The organism is Desulfosarcina ovata subsp. ovata (genome assembly GCF_009689005.1).
Classification (GTDB): domain Bacteria; phylum Desulfobacterota; class Desulfobacteria; order Desulfobacterales; family Desulfosarcinaceae; genus Desulfosarcina; species Desulfosarcina ovata.
Window position 1 is genome coordinate 2,709,172 of sequence record NZ_AP021879.1, and the last position, 17,600, is coordinate 2,726,771.

Genomic DNA, 17,600 nt, shown 5'->3' on the forward strand with positions numbered 1-17,600 from the left:
TAGGGAGAAAAAACCAGTGACGATCCCATCGGTATCGACCCGGCGGGGCGCAAGGGGCTTGATGCGGATGCTTTGCGCCATCGTCTTGTTGCTCGTTTCGGCATGCACCTCGTCTCCGCCCACCGTGTCGACGCCCCCGCCGGCAACCGCACCGGGCCAGCCCAAACCCTACCGGGTATACGGCACCTGGTACAAACCGCTGAGCGATGCCCAGGGATTCTCCCAGCAGGGGGTCGCCTCCTGGTATGGCCGCAAATTTCACGGCCGCAAGACCTCCAGCGGTGAGGTCTACGACATGTATGCCATGACCGCCGCCCACAAGACCCTGCCGCTGGGCACCTGGGTCCGGGTACGGCGGCTGGACACGAATCGCGATGTGGTCGTCCGGGTCAACGACCGGGGTCCCTTTGTCCATGGCCGGATCATCGATCTCTCTTACTCCGCCGCCAAGGAACTGGCCATCGTCGGCCCGGGAACCGCCCGGGTGGAGATCGTCGCCCTGGGGAAGCGGCGGGAAACCGCCAGCGGTGACGCCTACGTCCCCATGGACTACTACAGCGGGGCGTTCACCTTCCAGGTGGGCGCCTTTGCCAACCGGGACAATGCCGAACGGCTGCGCACCCGGCTGCAGCAGCGGTTCACCAATGCCCACGTCACCCCTTACGATCGCGGCGATGCCGTCTTCTACCGGGTGCGCGTGGGACGTTGCGACGATCTGGCGTCCGCCGAAGAGTATGAGCGCAGCCTGGCGAACAGCGGTTATCCGGACGCATTCATCGTGGCGGAATAGGATACCGACGGCCCGTGCCCATCCAAACCGTATTTCTCGACCGCGACGGTGTAATTAACGTCGATTCCCCCGACTACATCAAGTGCCGCGACGAATTCCACCCGATCCCGGGCAGCCTGGCCGCCATTGGCCGCCTGACCCGCGGCGGCCTTAATATCATCGTCATCACCAACCAGTCGGTGATCAACCGCGGTATGGTGCCGCTTCGCGAACTGCAGGCGATCCATGATAAACTGCACCGACTGGTCGCCGAGCACGGCGGCCGGATCACGGATATCTTCTTCTGCCCCCATCGTCCCGACGAGAATTGCGACTGCCGCAAACCCAAACCGGGCCTGATCGAACGCGCCCGTGAGCGCTACGCCATCGACCTCTCCCGGGCCGTCATGGTGGGGGACAGCGCCAAGGACATCCTGGCGGGCAAGGCAGCCGGTTGCGGCCGCACGGTGCTGGTACAAACCGGCAACGGCCCCACCGCCATGCGCACACTTGAGGAAGCGGGGCAGCGGCCGGACCACATTGCCGCCGACCTTGCGGCGGCCGCCGACTGGATTCTTGCCCACGGGGATGCATAATTCCCCATGACCGCTGCCCAAACCATCGCCCTGTCCGGCCGCATCGAGCGAATCACCTACCACAACCGTGACAACCACTTCACCATCGCCCGGCTGCGTACCGATGAGAACCACCATCTGATCACCATCAAAGGGACCATGCCGGAACCCAAGGTGGGCGAATCGATCGAGGTGCGCGGTCGCTGGGAGGCCCACGCCCGCTATGGCCAACAGCTCTGTTTCTCCACGTTCAAGCCGATCCTGCCGGCAACGGTGGACGGCATCCGCAACTACCTGGCATCGGGATTGATCAAGGGCGTGGGCCCCAAGCTGGTGGAACGGATCATCGGTCACTTCAAGGCCGATACCCTGACAGTCATCGAATCCGCCCCCGAGCGGCTCTGCGAGGTGGCCGGCATCGGTAAAAAAACCGCCGCCCGCATTGCCGATGCCTGGCAAGCCCACCACGCCGCCCGCCAGCTGATGCGCTTTTTGGAGGAAAATGGCGTAGACGTCGCCCACACCGCGCGGCTGCTGCGGGAGTATGGCAACGACGCCGTCGACATCCTGTGCAACGACCCGTACCGCGTGGCCGAGGATATTCCACGCATCGGTTTCATGATTGCCGACGCCATCGTGCGCAACGCCGACACCCCGGTGGACGAAGCCGACCGGGCCAAGGCGTGCATGCTGCACCTGTTCGACCGGGCCGTGGACCAGGGGCATGCCTACATCGACCGGGAGATGCTGTTCGATACCTGCCTGAAAACCTTTGATGTGGCTCCGGAGACCGCTGCCGCGGCCCTTTCCGATCTGGTGGCCGGGGACGATCTGGTCGTGGCCACGGAGATGGCCCACGGTGGCCCGCCGCCGGTCTTTTTGCGGCTGCTCGACCAGGCCGAAGCGATGATTGCCCGGCGCATCACGGCCATGCAGAGCATCCCCCGGACAGAGGCACCGCCGGACAGCCGTTTGATTACCGACGAAGTGCTCAAAACCCTGGCGATCACCCTGTCCGACCGCCAGGAGGAGATCCTGACCCGCATCCTGGCCCACCGGGTATCGGTGATCACCGGCGGTCCGGGTACCGGGAAAACCACACTGATCCGCTCGATCACGGCGGTCATGGAACGGCTGGGACACCGGGTGATGCTGGCGGCCCCCACGGGCCGGGCCGCCCGCCGCCTGTCCGAGGTCACCGGCCGGCCGGCGGCGACCCTGCACAAAACACTGGGCTACAATCTGGCGGACGGTTGTTTCGAACGTACCGAAGACGATCCCTTGACCGCCGATGTGGTCATCGTCGATGAAGCCTCCATGATCGACACCCTGCTCATGGCCCACCTGATCCGGGCCGTACCCATGACCGCATCCCTCATCCTGGTGGGCGATGTGTTCCAACTGCCGTCCGTGGGGCCGGGAACCGTGCTGGCGGACCTGATTCGCTCGGAACAGATCGTCACCTTCGAGCTGACCGACATCTTTCGCCAGGCCGAACAGAGCCCCATCGTGGTCAACGCCCACCGGATCCGGCGGGGAAAGCCGCCTGTGGTGGCGCCCCCCGATGATGCGGAGCACCTTTCGGATTTTTACTTCATCGAGCAGGCCGCCCCGGAAAAAGCGGTGCAGACGGTCGTGGATCTTTGCCGCCAGGAGATCCCCGAGCACTTCCGGATGGACCCCATCCGCGACATCCAGATCCTCACCCCCATGCACCGCGGCCTGGTGGGCACCCTCAATCTTAACCGGGTTCTGCAGTTGGCCTTGAACCCCGACAGTGACCAGGTAGCGGTCATGGGCAATCGCTTTCACGTGGGCGACAAGGTGATGCACCTGCGCAACAACTACCGCAAGGAGGTGTTCAACGGCGACATCGGCATCCTGCGAAGCATCGATCCGGAGAAAACACGCGTCGAGGTGGACTATGACGGACGCATCGTCCCCTACGATTTTGTCGAGATGGACGAGTTGACCCTGGCCTATGCCATCAGCGTGCACAAATCCCAGGGGTCGGAATATCCGGCGGTGGTCATCCCGCTGCTCACCCAGCACTATATCATGCTGCAGCGCAATCTGCTTTATACCGCCCTGACCCGCGGCAAACAGCTGGTGGTCATCGTCGGCACGACCAAAGCACTGAGGGTGGCCCTGGGCAACGACCGGCCCCGCCAGCGACGCTCCATGCTGGCCCGGCGCCTGAATCCGCAGTTGTAAGTGAATGGACTGAAACCGAAGAGAAAAAAGGGGGACGGTCAGGCGGGCTCCGGATCATCATCCGACTTTTTTTCGGGAAACGGAACTTTCACGAAATTGATCCCTTCCGCCTTCAGGGTTTCCTCTTCCTGCGGGGTACTGACCCCACGGATGTTGCGCGGCTCACTGGCCCCGTAATGCATCTTGAGGGCCTCCCGGGCAAAATCGGCGCCGACGTTGTCGAAGTTCTTTTCCACGAAATCGACAATCTGCCGGCCCAGGGCGGCAAGCGCAATTTTCTCGCGCATGTCGGAGGGTAAATTCCCGGAGGCGCCCTTAATGGCGAAGGTCGAGGGGACTTTGGCCACCGCGGTATCTTCGCAGACCGGACAGGAAACCAGCCCCTCACGCTTTTGCCGCTCAAAAGCCTCGCTGTCTTCAAACCACCCTTCAAATCGGTGGCCATTGCTGCATTGCAGGTCGTATGCGATCATAATAACTTCAGTTGCCTGTTTCTGTTGGACTTTTTTGGTTATCACAGGGTCTGTTTTTTGAAAAGAAATTATTGACAGATGCTTTTTTTTCAACTCAAAATGGGTGCATTTTTTTCCGGCGGCGGAAGCAACCCCTATCAAATGGAGTGTACTGTTGTGATAAAAAAAAACAAAGCACGATTTTGGCTGGTTCTGATGAGCCTTTTGATCCTGCCGGCCGTATGCCTCGCGCAAACCGTCTATGTCACCGAAGAGTTTGAAATCACCATGCGGACCGGTCCCGCGACGGACCGTAAAATCATTTCGCTGATTCAAAGCGGCAAGGCCCTGCAGATGGTCGAAAAGGGCGATGAATGGTCCATGGTGAGGGAACCGGGCGGCAAGGAAGGCTGGGTGCTCAACCGCTACCTGACTGCCAGCCAACCGTGCGCCATGGTGCTGGAGCGGGTCCGCCAGGATTATGACGTTCTGGTGGCCATGCACGACGACCTCAAACAAAAATACAACACCCTTGCCTCCGAAAAAAAAGTCCTTGATGCCGATCTTTCCCAGAATCGCCAGGAGCGCGACGAATTGAGCCAGTCCTACGCGACCCTGAAAAAGGAATCGTCTGAATTTCTCAAGCTGAAAAAACGGCATCAGGAGGTGACCCAGGAACTGGAGGCGGAGAAAACCCGCAGCGCCAAGCTCGATGAAGAAAACATGCAGATGAAACGCAACCGAATCATTCAATGGGTCCTGACCGGCGGGGGAATCATGCTGGTGGGCTTTTTTATCGGGCTGTTCAGCTCCAGCCGGCGCAAACAGCGCTCATCGCTCTACTGAAGCCGTCCCGGCGAGATTACTTCCCGGGAACGCGTCGAAGACCGTCCACGGCCGTTAGCCGCCAAGCGAACCAGTGGCATTGAAAAATCATCTGTGGCATGGAAAGAGCATCTATGGATACACAAACGGATTTTCTGATAATCGGCAGCGGCGTTGCCGGGTTAATGTACGCCCTCAAAGTGGCCGACAAGGGCACGGTGGCCATCGTCACCAAAAAGCAGGCCGTGGACAGCAACACCAACCTCGCCCAGGGCGGCATTGCCTCGGTTTTTGATCTTGAGGACTCCTTCGACCTGCACATCCAGGACACCCTCGATTCCGGCGACGGCCTGTGCAATCCGGATGTGGTCCACCAGGTGGTCACCGGCGGTCCCGAGCGGATCCGCGAATTGAAGGCCATCGGCGTCGGTTTCAACGTCGACGGGGATGCCCCGGAAAAAAATGGCGGCAAGCCATTTGACTTGGGACGCGAAGGCGGTCACTCGCGTAACCGCATCGTGCATGCCCAGGACATGACCGGCCGTGAAGTCGAACGGGTACTCCTCGAGCGGGCCCGGCAGAACAAGAACATCCGGTTTTATGAAAACCACATTGCCATCGACCTGATCACTTTCTCTACGCGCATCAAGCGCGGATTGGTCACCACCACCCACGATGATTACTGCTGTGGCGCCTATGTGCTCGATCGGGAAACCAGGCGGGTCAGGACGTTCGGCGCCGGCATCACCCTTCTGGCCACCGGCGGCACCGGCAAGGTGTACCTGTACACCAGCAATCCGGACATTGCCACCGGCGACGGCATCGCCATGGCCTATCGGGCCGGCGCCACCGTGGCCAACCTGGAATTCGTCCAGTTCCATCCCACTTGCCTCTATCATCCGGCGGCCAAAAATTTTCTCATCTCGGAAGCCGTGCGTGGCGAGGGGGGCCGCCTGATCGATGCGGACGGCAAGCCCTTCATGCAACGCTACGATCCCAAGCGGGATCTGGCCTGCCGGGACGTGGTGGCCCGGGCCATCGACACCGAACTCAAGCGCAGCGGGCAGGACAGCGTGTTCCTGGACATCTCCCACCAACCGGCGTCGTTTGTCACCGACCGCTTCCCCAACCTTTACGAGAAATGCCGCTCCTTCGGGATCGACATGACCCGTGAGCCGGTCCCCGTGGTGCCGGCCGCGCACTACATGTGCGGCGGCGTGGCTACGGACATGCTCGGGAGAACGGACATCAACCGCCTGTACGCCGTGGGGGAAACCGCTTGCACGGGCCTGCACGGTGCCAATCGACTGGCCAGCAACTCCCTTCTGGAGGCGCTGGTCTATTCCGAAGCCGCTGCCCGCCAGTCGATCCAGGACCTCGCCGAAGCAAAGAAAGCTGTCCGTCCGGAAGTTCCCGACTGGGACGATGTGGGCACCACCGACAGTGACGAGCAGATCATGGTCGCCCACAACTGGGATGAGATCCGGCGCCTGATGTGGAATTATGTGGGGATTGTGCGCTCGGACAAACGCCTGGCCCGCGCCCAGCGGCGCATTGACAACATCCAGAAAGAGATCCGCGAGTACTACTGGAATTTCAAGGTCTCACCGGATCTGATCGAGCTGCGCAACATCGCCACCGTTGCCGAACTGATCATCAAGTGCGCCGATCATCGCAAGGAGAGCCGCGGCCTGCACTACAATATCGGCTATCCCCAAAAGGACCAGCGCTGGAAGAAAGACACGGTGATCCGCCGACAAATCGTGGGCTGATTGCGCGTTGATCCTTCGGTGTGACGAAAAGGTGCAGGGAATCCGGCCTGCCAATCAAAATCCAATCCGAGCAATAAAAAAGCCTGGCTGACGGTAACCCTCCGCCAGGCTTTTCCGTTCGCTACCGAACGATTTCCTTGACCGCCGCAATCAGGTCGTCCTCACTGGGGATGTAAAAGCGCTCCAGTGGCGGACTGGCCGGAACAGGGATGTCCGGCCCGGTCACCCGCCGGAGCGGCGCTTTTAAATGATCAAATGCCGCTTCCATCACCACAGCGGCCACCTCCCCGGCAAATCCGCCGGTTCGCGTGGCCTCATGCAGCACGACCAGGCGGCCGGTCTTGCGAACAGACTCAATGAGCGTCTTTTTATCCATCGGAACAAGGGTGCGCAGATCCACGACTTCCAGGTCAATGCCCTCGCGTGCGATCTGATCAGCCGCCTTCAGGGCCACCCCCACCATTTTGGACCACGTCACCACGGTCACATCGTTTCCCTGGCGCTTGACATCGGCCTGTCCGATGGGGATGAGATAGTCCGTTTCCGGAACCGGACCGGGCACAAAATAAAGCATCATGTCCTCGATAAAAACAACGGGGTCGGGATCCCGGATAGCGGACTTGAGAAGTCCCTTGGCATCGGCCGGCGTTGAGGGCATGACGACTTTCAGCCCCGGGCAGTGCGCCGCCCACGCTTCCAGGTTATGTGAATGCTGACAGCCGGCACCGAATCCGGCACCGCTTTTGATGCGTACGACGAGTGGAAAAGCGGATTTGCCTCCGGATAGGTAGCGCAGCTTGGCTGCATGATTGACGATCATGTCCGAAGCCAAGGTAAAAAAGGGATTGAACATAATTTCCACCACCGGTCGCAGCCCGGCCACGGATGCCCCGACGGCCAGTCCTGCGATGGCCGCCTCCGAAACGGGAGTGTCCTTCACCCGTCCGGCGCCAAACGCGTCCAACAAGCCGGCGGTGGGAAGCATCGGGCTGCTGTGGATGCCCACCCCGACGCCCTCTCCGGCCAGGAACACACCGGCGTCCCGCAGCATTTCTTCTCTGAGTGCCTGATTGATGGCCTGTCCCATTCCAAATGACTGCATGCGTTTGTTCCTTTCATTGGGAACGTTCACGATCCCGCGAATACATCCTCCAGGGCCTCGTTCGGCTCGGGATAAGGGCTCTTTTCTGCAAAGCGCACGGCATCTTTAACAACGGCATCGATGCGGGTTTCCATCTCCCGCAATTCGTCTTCACTGATCACCCCCTGGGCCAGCATATCGCCGCGCAGTTTAGGAATGGGGCACATGGCCTGCCATGCCGCGATCTCATCCTTGGGCTGATAGAGTTGGCAATCCGCTTCGCCATGGCCCCGCCAGCGGTAGGTCTTGTATTCAATCAGCGTGGGTCCGTCGCCGTTCACGGCACGCGCCCGTGCGTCCAGGGCCGATCGGTATACCGCCAGCGCGTCATTGCCATCGACCACAACACCGGGGATGGCGTAACCGGCTGCCCGGTCGGCGATGTTCGGGGCCTTGGTGTGTTCTTCATATCGCTGGGCACCGGCGTAACGATTGTTCTCGCACACGAAGATCACCGGAAGGGCCCAGACACTCGCAAGATTCAGCGCTTCGTGAACGGACCCCTCGTTGGCTGCGCCATCACCGATAAAACAGACGGTTACCCGCTCTTCCTGCCGGTACTGCTGGGCAAAGCCAATGCCGACGGCGATGGGCGGTCCGCCGCCGACCACGGTGGTGGTACACAGGGCATTGACCTCGGGAACCGCCATGTGCAGCGTTCCGCTTTTTCCCTTGTTGCAACCGGTCCGCTTACCGAGGATTTCGGCCATCAACGCGTTCGGGTCAGCCCCTTTGGCCAGCAGGTGACTGTGACTGCGGTGGTTGGTAACGATCACATCCTCCGGTTGAAGTGCCGCACAAACGCCCGCACCGACGGCCTCCTGACCGGTACACAGAATCATCATGCCTGGAATTTTATGCTCGATTTTACACAGTTCCGTCAGCTCCTCCTCGAACCGTCGAGAAAGCAGCAACGACCGGAGCATTTCCATTTTCTTCTGCCGGGATATCTGCATAGGCCTCCCTGAAGTGGTATATCTGGATGAATTAATGGGGCAGACACAGTCCTTATGCATCAAGAAACAGTGTATCGGAAATGGGTCTACAACTCAAGGCAAGCCATAAAGTCTGCCAGGGCGCCCTGACAATTGTCCTTTAATCGGTTGACAACCGGCGGGAAACCATCCATTAACGACGGAACCGATATGGAACATTCCAATCTTACCGATTCTTATGTGCTTTTCTTGGGTAACCCAACCGCAAACGGAATATTCAAACGACGGCAAACCGACACGACAGCAAACTCGAAACCGTTAGGGAGCAGGCATTCAAAATGATCATCTCGCAAGCCGAACTTTTTCAGAAAATAAACGCCACCCTGATCCACCTGAGAAGGAAAAACCCCATTGACATTGAAACCGGCGGCACCATCACAACACTTGAAGATACGCTGAACCTGCTGACCATTACGGCTTTTCAATTGAATTTGGATGAATTTCCCAGTTCTGAAAAAAGCTGTCTAGATCTGATTGACAAAGAAGAAAACGATCTGACCGAAGTCGATCTCGAAGAGCTGAAATATCTGGCTGACAGTGTACGGTGGGCGCTGGATGTGATCGGATAGTCATTTGTTACGAACCATGCCGCAAGGCGATCTTCTTAAACATCAAGACCAGACCTTCGTTAAGTGTATAGATGGATTCAATGTCAAGATGATCGTCGGATGTAGAATCAAAATAGATGTGAAGATCGGACTCAAGGTCATCTTCCGGTTTCCAGTAGCAAACCATTATGGGGAAAAGCGGCAAGGGATGCAAAACAATTGAAACATCTGAATCGATATGACTGACAATTTGTTTTCCATCGAAAATTTCCAGCATATCTTTAAAAAGATCCGGATAGGTATCAGCAACCTGTTTTAGTGGTTTTTCACAACATTGTTGAAAATGAGCATATCGGGAAGGCCCGCCATTCAACTCCCGGAATGTGATCCAATTCCCGTCCGGAGATTTTCCCGATCCGTTCAAAAGATGGTTCAATACCGGCACGACCATATACGCGTTGATATGAATTTCAGAGGATATGTTGCCCTTGGGATCAACACTGAAATCCTTACCCAAAATTTTTATGGTCAGTTTGTTGTTGGAAAACCGGGTTCCCAGGCGTTTCGCCGCTTCGGAAAGATCAATTGAAGATATCTTTTGTTTTAGTTGTTCAATGGCTTCGGCTTTATATTCATCAATGGTGTTGGGTTTCTCAACTGCCCCCCCATACCGGTCAATCACCTCTTTATCCAAATACGGACACGCATCTATCGATTTTTTTTCCTTAAACACGGCCACTGCAAATGCCAGGCAGGTTTTTTCATTACATTCTCTACAGTTGGAACCATTCAACAATTTGTAGATTTCCATAGGGTTATTGATATGTGGCATTCAAAAAAAGTCCTTTTTTTAGATCTGATCGAATTGAATCAATTAAGGTTCAGTAACAATTCTCAAGTACCATTTCAACAGGTATATTTTCGTGTCCGGGGAAACGTAGCCTAAAAAATGGGAATCCCTATACTCTCTGATTCCTTATGCATGTGGTGGCAAGCGCGACACTGAAATTGCCTAACGTGCGATTCGTGGGGGTTTAGATGTGGATTGGTCTCAGGAGAAGGCGTCAACCTGGCCATCTCTTCGTAAAAATAAGGCGATTGGCGGAAAAGAATATACCAGAATGCGCCGGATTTTCATTCGTATTCAAGGCGGGCTTTTTTACGCATAGTGGGGCTATGTGTGGAAACGCCCAACGCAGAAGACGGATGAAAAGACAAGCAGGCGGGTATATTCTTTTACAGAAATCGCCTAAATTGTTGCATCTCCCCAGCCGTACAAAATCTGTTTTTTCTGGGGAGGGGAGTGAATCGTTACTATGTAATGGCCCAACCGCCGTCCACGCTCAAACAGGCACCGGTTACAAACGATGCTGCGTCTGAGCACAGCCATACTGCCGTTTCAGCTACTTCTTCCGGATTTCCCACGCGGCCTATTGGGTGCAGCGAGGTAACCATTTTCAGAGCATCCGGGTTGGGCATCTGGCGTTCTAATATCGGCGTACGGATAGCGCCTGGACATATGGCATTAACCCGTATGCCTTTGGCGGCATAATCCAATGCTGCTCCCTTCGTCAGCCCCAGGATGCCATGTTTGCTGGCGACATACTCCGCATTATTGGGAAAGCCTCCGATTAACCCGAATATGGATGATGTATTTACGATGGCGCCTTTACCTAGCTTGAGCATCTGGGGAGCCTCGTACTTTATACACAGCCAGGTTCCTTTGAGATTAATGGAAACGACGCGGTCCCAATCCGCCTCGGACAGTTCATCTGCCGGAAGGCCGGTTCCATCGATCCCGGCATTATTGTGGGCACAATCCAGTCGACCGTAAACTTCAATAGTTTTGTTGACCATCGCCTCTACCTCGACTGCCTTTGTTACATCAGTTCTGACAAAGATAGCCTCGCCTCCGGCATTTTTGATCATCTGGACGGTCTCCTCGCCACCTTCCACATCTATATCGGCAGCGACAACGTTCGCCCCCTCCATAGCAAACGCTAGCGCAGAAGCCCTGCCAATCCCTGAACCGCCACCAGTCACCACAGCAACTCTGTTCTCAAAACTTTTTGCCATTGCACCCTCCTTAATTATTTGTGGTCGGTTTAAATAGATAGTTTACCAGGCAGCCCAGCCGCCATCCACGCTCAAATGGGTTCCGGTTACAAACGATGCTGCGTCTGAGCACAGCCATACTGCGGCTTGAGCTACTTCTTCCGGAGTTCCCAGTCTTCCCATGGGCATCTTCGCTGCTTCAACCTGCGGGTCAGGAATCAGACGCATGATCAGCGGCGTTTGGATAGTACCTGGACATATAGCATTAACCCGTATACCCTGGGCGGCATAATCCAATGCTGCTGCCTTCGTCAGCCCCAGGATGCCATGTTTGCTGGAAGTGTAATCCGAAGTACAGGGCATGGCGATTAACCCGTCTATGGATGATGTATTTACGATGGCACCTTTACCTTGTTTAAGCATCTGTGCCACCTCGTACTTTATACACAGGAACATGCCTTTGAGATTGATAGAAATGACACGGTCCCACATTTCTTCGGGCATGTCAGCTATCAAATGACCGGAGGGCTCGACCCCGGCATTATTGTGGGCGTAATCCAGTCGCCCATAAACCTCAATCGCCTTATTGACCATTGCCTCTACATCTTGTGCCTTCGACACATCAGTTTTGACAAAGATAGCCTCGCCGCCGGCATTCTTGATCATCCGGACTGTCTCCTCGCCACCTTTCACATCTATATCGGCAACGACAACCTTCGCCCCCTCCATAGCAAACGCTAGCGCAGAAGCCCTGCCAATCCCTGAACCGCCACCCGTCACCACAGCAACTCTGTTCTCAAAGCTTTTTGCCATTGCACCCTCCCATGGAATTGCGTAAGTCAACAGTTAAGATTCTTTATTGAAGTACTTCTGAAGCTGCTTTCAGATTTGCGCTACTCGTCCTTGAGCTCATGGCTGATTGGCCGTTCAACCTTTTTATAGCATTCAAGATAATGTGACCATCATGGGATTGAAGCTAAGGCTGCCGGAATAGATATGTTTAACAAAAAGCAGGCTTTCCTCCTTGGATAAGCCTGCTTAACGTTTTTTACAGTGAATCGCGTCAAAGACTTCCAATCACGGTCTTGCTCTCGGCTAACGTCTTAACAGCGGCGTCAAGGTCAACTTTTTCTACGAATGGAGGCAACTTCCCCTCAACCGGCAGCAATGATGTCCAGAGTGAACAAGCGATCAGACGAACCCCACTTTCACTGGCTGATTCCAATAATACCTTGGTATCTATTTGACGGGCGTCTTTGGCGCTCACCATCGGAATATCCATCTTTTTGGCACTCTTAGCAATTGCCATCCGAGTGTCCCGATCGCCCATTAACGGGGACCATGCCCAAGTCTGCCCACTCAGCGCCAACAGCGCTTCCTCAGTGAATATGACTCCCACCTCCGCTCCAGCTTTCTTTGCCTCCATCGCTAGTACCAAATTACTAATCAGAGAATTTGCCAAGGCATCTCTGCAAATGAAAATTGTATCCATTTCTTACCTCCCTATAACAAGCAACACCGTTAAAATTTTCTATTGAATGTCCTCAACCCGGGGAGTCCGGTCTATCTATTAACGGGTCCTCCCCTTGCAATATTCAGATTTCTACCGTCACTTATCAAGGAAGGCATTTCTTTCTTCCCCGTAGTCTTTGGTGGTCGTCAGGTACCTGAAACATTGCTGCTCAAGTTCGAGGGCCGAGCCGATATCCATATTCATTCCGGTTCTAACAGCCGTTTTAGCCATCCCTATACCAAGGGGGGGTACCGCTGCCAACTTGCCGGCTAAATTTCTCGCCTCCTCCAACAGATTGTCGGCGGGGACGACCCGGTTAACCAGACCAAAGCGGTAAGCTTCTTCAGCATTAATCCGCTTGCCGGTTAAAAGCATTTCCAGTGCGTTACTCATCCCGATGATGCGCGGAAGTCTTTGGGTCCCACCCGCTCCGGGGATGAGCCCCAGCTTTACCTCAGGAAAAGCGAAAGAAGCCTTATCGGAAGCAATCCTGAGGTCGCAGGCCAAGGCCAATTCACAGCCACCACCCAGAGCGAACCCATTCACTGCTGCAATCACCGGCTTGGGAAGAGCCTCGATACTATTAAATACAGTACGAAATACTTTAGTCGTCTTTAAGGCAGCGTTGGGTGCTGAAAGGTCTGTCTCTGCAATATCAGCTCCAGCGCAGAATGCCTTCCCTTGAGATGTAATGATCACCACATTTGCTTCTTCGTCCTCGGCGATCTCTTCCATGGCAGCCCCCAGTTCTTGCAGGAGCTGTTTGCTAAGCGCGTTCATACGATCTGGTCTATTCAAGCTTATGGTAACAATGCCGTTATCTTTTTCGCAAAGTAAAGTCTGGAAGTTCATTCCTTTTTTACACTCCCCTAATCTTGAATGCTATTAAATCATTGACCAGCCGCCATTGACGCTCAGCGTCTGCCCGGTAATCCAATCGGCAGCATCCGAAGCCAGGAATAGCACGGCGTTGGCGGTATCCTCGGCTCTACCGATCCGACCCAACGGATAGGCTTTGGCGATCTTCTTGATAACCTCTTCCGGGGGGAGTTCGACCTGCCACAGGCTATTATCACCGATATCTTCACTCCTCGCCGGAAAAGTGGCTCCCGGACTGACCACATTGATCCTTATTCCCAAACGGCCGACTTCCTGAGCAATGGACTTGGACATCGCAATAACAGCGCCTTTACACCCGGAATAAAAAACCTGCTTAAATTGACCGACCCGTCCCGCATCAGACCCGATACTCACAATCGCACCGCGTTTTCGCTCCATCATCAAAGGAAGAACCGCTTTGGTGCAGTTTACCATGCTCCATAAGGTAAGGTCGGCCTCCTTTTGCAGTTCTGGCAGGGATTTCTCGGTGAACATCGCTGTATGCTCCCAACCGACGTTATTCACCAGAACATCTATTCCACCAAACTCCTCCGCCGCTTTTTTGACCGTTGCCGTGATCATGTCAACATTGGTCAGGTCTGTTTTATAAAACACGGCCCGACCCGCAGAGCTGTTTGCCTCCTCGACCGTTTTATTCGCCTGATTCTCATCTATATCTGCGATGATAACGTTCGCCCCTTCTCTGGCAAAGCCAAGGCTGATGGCACGACCGATGTTCGAAGCGCCCCCAGTAACAATTACCGTCTTCTGTGTTAGACCGAGATCCATTTTCATAACCTCCTGTATTTTTTATGAATTATTTTTTTTGTTCTTCCTCGCTTCAGCCTTGGCCTCTCTAACCTTCCAGAAATTAGGCTGCCTTTTTTCCAGGAACGCCTGCTGCCCTTCCTGTATTTCCTCTCCATCAAACCAATCAGGCAGCATTAACCGTGATTGCAGCCCCAAACGTCCTGCCGGCAGGGTCTCGATCTCCGCATCGAAACTGGCCTTAACGACCTCTATGCAGTCCGGACTCAAGGACAGAATCTCATCGCACCACTGATCGACTTCTTCATCTAATTTATCCTCAGGCACCAGCTTGTTGACCAGACCCATTTCGTAAGCTTGCTGAGCCGAATAGCGCCTGCACAGCATCCACATCTCGCGGGCCTTCTTTTCGCCCATTACCCGGGAGGCGTAGGCAACGCAGTATGCATCCGCCGGGCTGCCCACCCTGGGGCCATTCTGTCCAAAGATTGCATTGTCAGCGGCCAGGGTGAGATCGCAAAAGTATGCCAGGTGATGACTGCCGGCAATGCAAAACCCCCTCACGACCGCAATTACCGGCTTTCTGGCGAGTTTTACATAGTGGTCCGGGTCCACCCCATAGTAAAAGCCTTTACGAAATGCCGACCCCGAGCTTTCCCAAACCACATCCCCGCCAGTGCCGAAATTGTCGCCGGCTCCGGTAAGCAGTATCACTCCAATCAGCGGGTCGTGATCGGCATCATCAATGGCCAAGCCTAATTCCTCAAGCGTATCCTGGGTAAACGCGTTCATTCTCTCGGGTCGGTTGATGGTTACCCTGGCCACACCGCCATGCGTATCACGGAATTTCTTCTCGTAAATCACTTCCTTAAGATCGAAGCCCTCTACCTTTTCCCATTCTGTCCACGCCATATCCCTTATCTCCTTTGTTATTCACTCTAAAGTGGGTTAATAATATTTGGTTTCTTGATCGTATTTTTTGAATTTTATTCAATAATCGCTGCTTTGATGCATAAAAGGATTAAATAATCCCTTTGGTTGCCAACCGGGATAAATCCGCTTCGCTTAGTTGCAACAATCCATTGTATATCTCTTGATTATGTTCCCCGACTTTGGGTGCCAAACGAACGATGTCTCCGGGGGTTGAGGAAAGTTTGGGCAATACTGCCGGCGCAGCAAAGGAACCGACCCCCGGATACTCAAGGTATTCGATCAGGTTCCTGTCCCGTACCTGAGGATTATTCACAAAATCTGCTATGGTATCCACCTTTTCGGCAGGCACCCGGACACTATCCAGCTTGTTAAGAACCTCGTCTACAGTAAGGGCCTTGCACCACGGAACCATGATCGCATCAATAATCTCGGAGTTTTTTTGCCGTTCGCCATCATTGACAAACCGGGGGTCGGTGATCATATCCTCACGTTCCAGAAGTCTGCAAAGTCGTCGCCAAATCCTGTTCCCATATGGCATGATGACGATATAGCCATCTTTTGCCTCGAGAATATTCATATAGGTTGCAAAGCCGTGATTGCCCAGCTGGTGACGGACTTCACCATGCACCGAGTATAAAGCGACCGCCCCGATGGCCTCGACAAATGAAGCGGCCGTGTCAAGGAGAGATGCATCGACCAATTGCCCCTTGCCTGTTTTCAGCCGGTGGTGAAGCGCCACCATGATACCGTAAGCAGCCAGGCAGCCGGTCCCCAGGTCAGCGTAAGGCACGGGTTCCTTGACCGGTCCGCCGCCGGGCATTGCGTTTAGCCACATGGCGCCGGTCATTGCCTTGGCGCTGAAATCAAAGGCACTTTTTGAGGCGTAAGGCCCGCCGCTGCCAAAGCCGGTTATATAAGCCATGATGAGCGCCGGGTTCTCCTTGCTGAGGGTCTCATAATTCAGCACCTTGGCTTCGGCACTTTCCAAAGTGAAATTATGCACGATGACATCTGTCTTCTTAAGGAGTTCGGACAGTAGCTGACGTCCTTCATCGCTCAAGATGTCAAGCGTGATGCCTTTCTTATTCCGAGCCGTTATCTTGATCGAAAAGGCCTCGCCATCCGGAGCCAGAAGACCGAATTCACGGTCGGCCCCTCCGCCCGGTTGTTCCACTCGAATAACCTGGGCGCCCATATCGGCCAGAAGCATGGTGCAATACGGGCCGGCGGCAAAACGGCTGAAATCAAGAATCGTTATATCTTCGAGTACTTTATTCGCAGAGTTTGTATCAGTCATTGGCTACATTCCTTTTCAGCTATCATACTTTTGATGGTTTCAATTATAATGTAGATAGCCACTAAATACTTCTTTCCTGCCCCTCCCAATAGGGCTTGCGCAAAATGCGTTTAAGCACTTTACCCGTGGCAGTACGGGGAAACTCATCCACGATCTCGACCGATCGGGGCCGTTTATACCCGGCCAGGTTGGCCGCACAATGCTCCAGAATTTCTTCGGGCGTGATGGAATCGCCGCTCTTCACGATGACCAGGGCCTTGACTTCCTCGCCGAAATCGGCGTGCGGGATACCGATGACGGCCACCTCGGACACCTGGGGAAGCTGGGTGATCACCTCCTCGATCTCGGCCGGATAGACGTTCTCCCCACCGCTGATGATCATGTCGTGCTTGCGGTCAGCCAAATAGTAATAGCCTTCTTCGTCAAAATAGGCCACGTCCCCGGCGGTGGCCCATTCGCCGTCAATGGACTCGGCAGTTTTCTCGGGCGCATTGTAATATCCGATAAACGCCGAGCGGGCCTTGGCCCACAACACCCCCTGTTGGTTCGGTTCGGTGACGATATTGCCCGCGTCGTCGACAAGCTTGATCTCGATCCCCGGGTTGGCTTGACCGATACTGCGCACCTTACGCATTTGGTCCTTATGGCGCAATGTGGTCAGCGCACCGGTTTCCGTGGAGCCGTATCCTTCGCTGAAACGGACATTGTTGAAAAATCTCGAGCTGTGCGGACCATGCCCAGGATGGATATTGCACAAAGGGCTCACCAAAAATTAAGATATGAAAATAGGTTCGGAATTGACTGGACATCATTAAAGATAAATGCGATGTTTTGGTAGATCACTATCTCAAACCCCGAGACGGA

19 protein-coding genes are annotated in these 17,600 nt (G+C 55.0%); 6 read left to right on the plus strand and 13 right to left on the minus strand.

Annotated features, from left to right (window positions below; all coding sequences use genetic code 11):
* Positions 1-16 precede the first annotated feature (16 nt).
* Genes GN112_RS12115 through recD2 form a run of 3 tightly spaced genes read left to right on the plus strand, consistent with a single transcriptional unit; the run spans position 17 to position 3,558 of the window.
* The gene (locus GN112_RS12115; protein WP_197743317.1) at positions 17-790 is read left to right on the plus strand and encodes a septal ring lytic transglycosylase RlpA family protein; all 774 of its coding nucleotides are present in this window, start codon (positions 17-19) and stop codon (positions 788-790) included.
* A 14-nt stretch (positions 791-804) separates the two neighbouring features.
* Entirely contained in the window at positions 805-1,365 is a 561-nt protein-coding gene (gene gmhB, locus GN112_RS12120; protein ID WP_155310464.1) for a D-glycero-beta-D-manno-heptose 1,7-bisphosphate 7-phosphatase, read from the plus strand.
* Positions 1,366-1,371: 6 nt separating this feature from the next.
* On the plus strand, positions 1,372-3,558 hold the full coding sequence (gene recD2 / locus GN112_RS12125; protein WP_155310465.1) for an SF1B family DNA helicase RecD2: 2,187 nt from the start codon (positions 1,372-1,374) through the stop codon (positions 3,556-3,558).
* 38 nt (positions 3,559-3,596) lie between these two features.
* Here recD2 and GN112_RS12130 read toward each other — a convergent pair whose 3' ends face one another.
* On the minus strand, positions 3,597-4,031 hold the full coding sequence (locus GN112_RS12130) for a DUF1178 family protein (RefSeq protein ID WP_155310466.1): 435 nt from the start codon (positions 4,029-4,031) through the stop codon (positions 3,597-3,599).
* A 156-nt stretch (positions 4,032-4,187) separates the two neighbouring features.
* Here GN112_RS12130 and GN112_RS12135 point away from each other — a divergent pair, with 156 nt between their 5' ends.
* Positions 4,188-4,856: a TIGR04211 family SH3 domain-containing protein gene (locus GN112_RS12135; protein ID WP_162458901.1), complete on the plus strand. Its 669-nt coding sequence runs from the start codon at positions 4,188-4,190 to the stop codon at positions 4,854-4,856.
* Positions 4,857-4,969: 113 nt separating this feature from the next.
* Positions 4,970-6,607, plus strand: coding sequence for an L-aspartate oxidase (nadB, locus tag GN112_RS12140; protein ID WP_155310468.1), 1,638 nt, complete (start codon positions 4,970-4,972; stop codon positions 6,605-6,607).
* Positions 6,608-6,728: 121 nt separating this feature from the next.
* Here nadB and GN112_RS12145 read toward each other — a convergent pair whose 3' ends face one another.
* Both GN112_RS12145 and GN112_RS12150 read right to left on the minus strand, forming a co-directional pair.
* Complete coding sequence (locus GN112_RS12145; RefSeq protein ID WP_155310469.1) at positions 6,729-7,709, minus strand: alpha-ketoacid dehydrogenase subunit beta; 981 nt, start codon at positions 7,707-7,709, stop codon at positions 6,729-6,731.
* 26 nt (positions 7,710-7,735) lie between these two features.
* Positions 7,736-8,704: a thiamine pyrophosphate-dependent dehydrogenase E1 component subunit alpha gene (locus tag GN112_RS12150; protein WP_155310470.1), complete on the minus strand. Its 969-nt coding sequence runs from the start codon at positions 8,702-8,704 to the stop codon at positions 7,736-7,738.
* A 317-nt stretch (positions 8,705-9,021) separates the two neighbouring features.
* Here GN112_RS12150 and GN112_RS12155 point away from each other — a divergent pair, with 317 nt between their 5' ends.
* Complete coding sequence (locus GN112_RS12155; protein ID WP_155310471.1) at positions 9,022-9,312, plus strand: hypothetical protein; 291 nt, start codon at positions 9,022-9,024, stop codon at positions 9,310-9,312.
* A 7-nt stretch (positions 9,313-9,319) separates the two neighbouring features.
* Here GN112_RS12155 and GN112_RS12160 read toward each other — a convergent pair whose 3' ends face one another.
* From GN112_RS12160 to GN112_RS12205, 10 genes are all read right to left on the minus strand, one after another.
* Positions 9,320-10,123 (minus strand): DUF3786 domain-containing protein, encoded by an 804-nt coding sequence (locus tag GN112_RS12160; RefSeq protein WP_155310472.1) that lies wholly within the window; start codon positions 10,121-10,123, stop codon positions 9,320-9,322.
* Between the two features lie 110 nt (positions 10,124-10,233).
* Entirely contained in the window at positions 10,234-10,368 is a 135-nt protein-coding gene (locus GN112_RS35245; protein WP_155310473.1) for a cytochrome c3 family protein, read from the minus strand.
* Between the two features lie 237 nt (positions 10,369-10,605).
* Positions 10,606-11,367, minus strand: coding sequence for an SDR family oxidoreductase (locus GN112_RS12170; protein ID WP_155310474.1), 762 nt, complete (start codon positions 11,365-11,367; stop codon positions 10,606-10,608).
* 42 nt (positions 11,368-11,409) lie between these two features.
* Positions 11,410-12,159, minus strand: a complete 750-nt coding sequence (locus GN112_RS12175; RefSeq protein ID WP_155310475.1) for an SDR family oxidoreductase — start codon at positions 12,157-12,159, stop codon at positions 11,410-11,412.
* A gap of 250 nt (positions 12,160-12,409) precedes the next feature.
* Positions 12,410-12,838, minus strand: coding sequence for a hypothetical protein (locus GN112_RS12180; RefSeq protein WP_155310476.1), 429 nt, complete (start codon positions 12,836-12,838; stop codon positions 12,410-12,412).
* Positions 12,839-12,955: 117 nt separating this feature from the next.
* Positions 12,956-13,711 (minus strand): enoyl-CoA hydratase/isomerase family protein, encoded by a 756-nt coding sequence (locus GN112_RS12185; RefSeq protein WP_155310477.1) that lies wholly within the window; start codon positions 13,709-13,711, stop codon positions 12,956-12,958.
* A gap of 33 nt (positions 13,712-13,744) precedes the next feature.
* Positions 13,745-14,533, minus strand: a complete 789-nt coding sequence (locus tag GN112_RS12190; RefSeq protein WP_197743318.1) for an SDR family NAD(P)-dependent oxidoreductase — start codon at positions 14,531-14,533, stop codon at positions 13,745-13,747.
* A 15-nt stretch (positions 14,534-14,548) separates the two neighbouring features.
* The gene (locus tag GN112_RS12195; protein WP_155310478.1) at positions 14,549-15,418 is read right to left on the minus strand and encodes an enoyl-CoA hydratase-related protein; all 870 of its coding nucleotides are present in this window, start codon (positions 15,416-15,418) and stop codon (positions 14,549-14,551) included.
* A gap of 109 nt (positions 15,419-15,527) precedes the next feature.
* Entirely contained in the window at positions 15,528-16,736 is a 1,209-nt protein-coding gene (locus GN112_RS12200; protein WP_155310479.1) for a CaiB/BaiF CoA transferase family protein, read from the minus strand.
* Between the two features lie 61 nt (positions 16,737-16,797).
* A complete protein-coding gene (locus GN112_RS12205; protein WP_231717000.1) occupies positions 16,798-17,502 on the minus strand; it encodes a class I adenylate-forming enzyme family protein in 705 nt (234 codons plus the stop codon).
* Positions 17,503-17,600: the final 98 nt, after the last annotated feature.

Excerpts from the sequence above, each read along its gene's own strand:
- recD2 (WP_155310465.1), top strand. The coding sequence starts at position 1,372 with ATGACCGCTGCCCAAACCATCGCCCTGTCCGGCCGCATCGAGCGAATC.
- GN112_RS12130 (WP_155310466.1), bottom strand. The coding sequence starts at position 4,031 with ATGATCGCATACGACCTGCAATGCAGCAATGGCCACCGATTTGAAGGG.
- nadB (WP_155310468.1), top strand. The coding sequence starts at position 4,970 with ATGGATACACAAACGGATTTTCTGATAATCGGCAGCGGCGTTGCCGGG.
- GN112_RS12145 (WP_155310469.1), bottom strand. The coding sequence starts at position 7,709 with ATGCAGTCATTTGGAATGGGACAGGCCATCAATCAGGCACTCAGAGAA.
- GN112_RS12150 (WP_155310470.1), bottom strand. The coding sequence starts at position 8,704 with ATGCAGATATCCCGGCAGAAGAAAATGGAAATGCTCCGGTCGTTGCTG.
- GN112_RS12155 (WP_155310471.1), top strand. The coding sequence starts at position 9,022 with ATGATCATCTCGCAAGCCGAACTTTTTCAGAAAATAAACGCCACCCTG.
- GN112_RS12160 (WP_155310472.1), bottom strand. The coding sequence starts at position 10,123 with ATGCCACATATCAATAACCCTATGGAAATCTACAAATTGTTGAATGGT.
- GN112_RS35245 (WP_155310473.1), bottom strand. The coding sequence starts at position 10,368 with ATGGCCAGGTTGACGCCTTCTCCTGAGACCAATCCACATCTAAACCCC.
- GN112_RS12170 (WP_155310474.1), bottom strand. The coding sequence starts at position 11,367 with ATGGCAAAAAGTTTTGAGAACAGAGTTGCTGTGGTGACTGGTGGCGGT.
- GN112_RS12175 (WP_155310475.1), bottom strand. The coding sequence starts at position 12,159 with ATGGCAAAAAGCTTTGAGAACAGAGTTGCTGTGGTGACGGGTGGCGGT.
- GN112_RS12180 (WP_155310476.1), bottom strand. The coding sequence starts at position 12,838 with ATGGATACAATTTTCATTTGCAGAGATGCCTTGGCAAATTCTCTGATT.
- GN112_RS12185 (WP_155310477.1), bottom strand. The coding sequence starts at position 13,711 with ATGAACTTCCAGACTTTACTTTGCGAAAAAGATAACGGCATTGTTACC.
- GN112_RS12190 (WP_197743318.1), bottom strand. The coding sequence starts at position 14,533 with ATGAAAATGGATCTCGGTCTAACACAGAAGACGGTAATTGTTACTGGG.
- GN112_RS12195 (WP_155310478.1), bottom strand. The coding sequence starts at position 15,418 with ATGGCGTGGACAGAATGGGAAAAGGTAGAGGGCTTCGATCTTAAGGAA.
- GN112_RS12200 (WP_155310479.1), bottom strand. The coding sequence starts at position 16,736 with ATGACTGATACAAACTCTGCGAATAAAGTACTCGAAGATATAACGATT.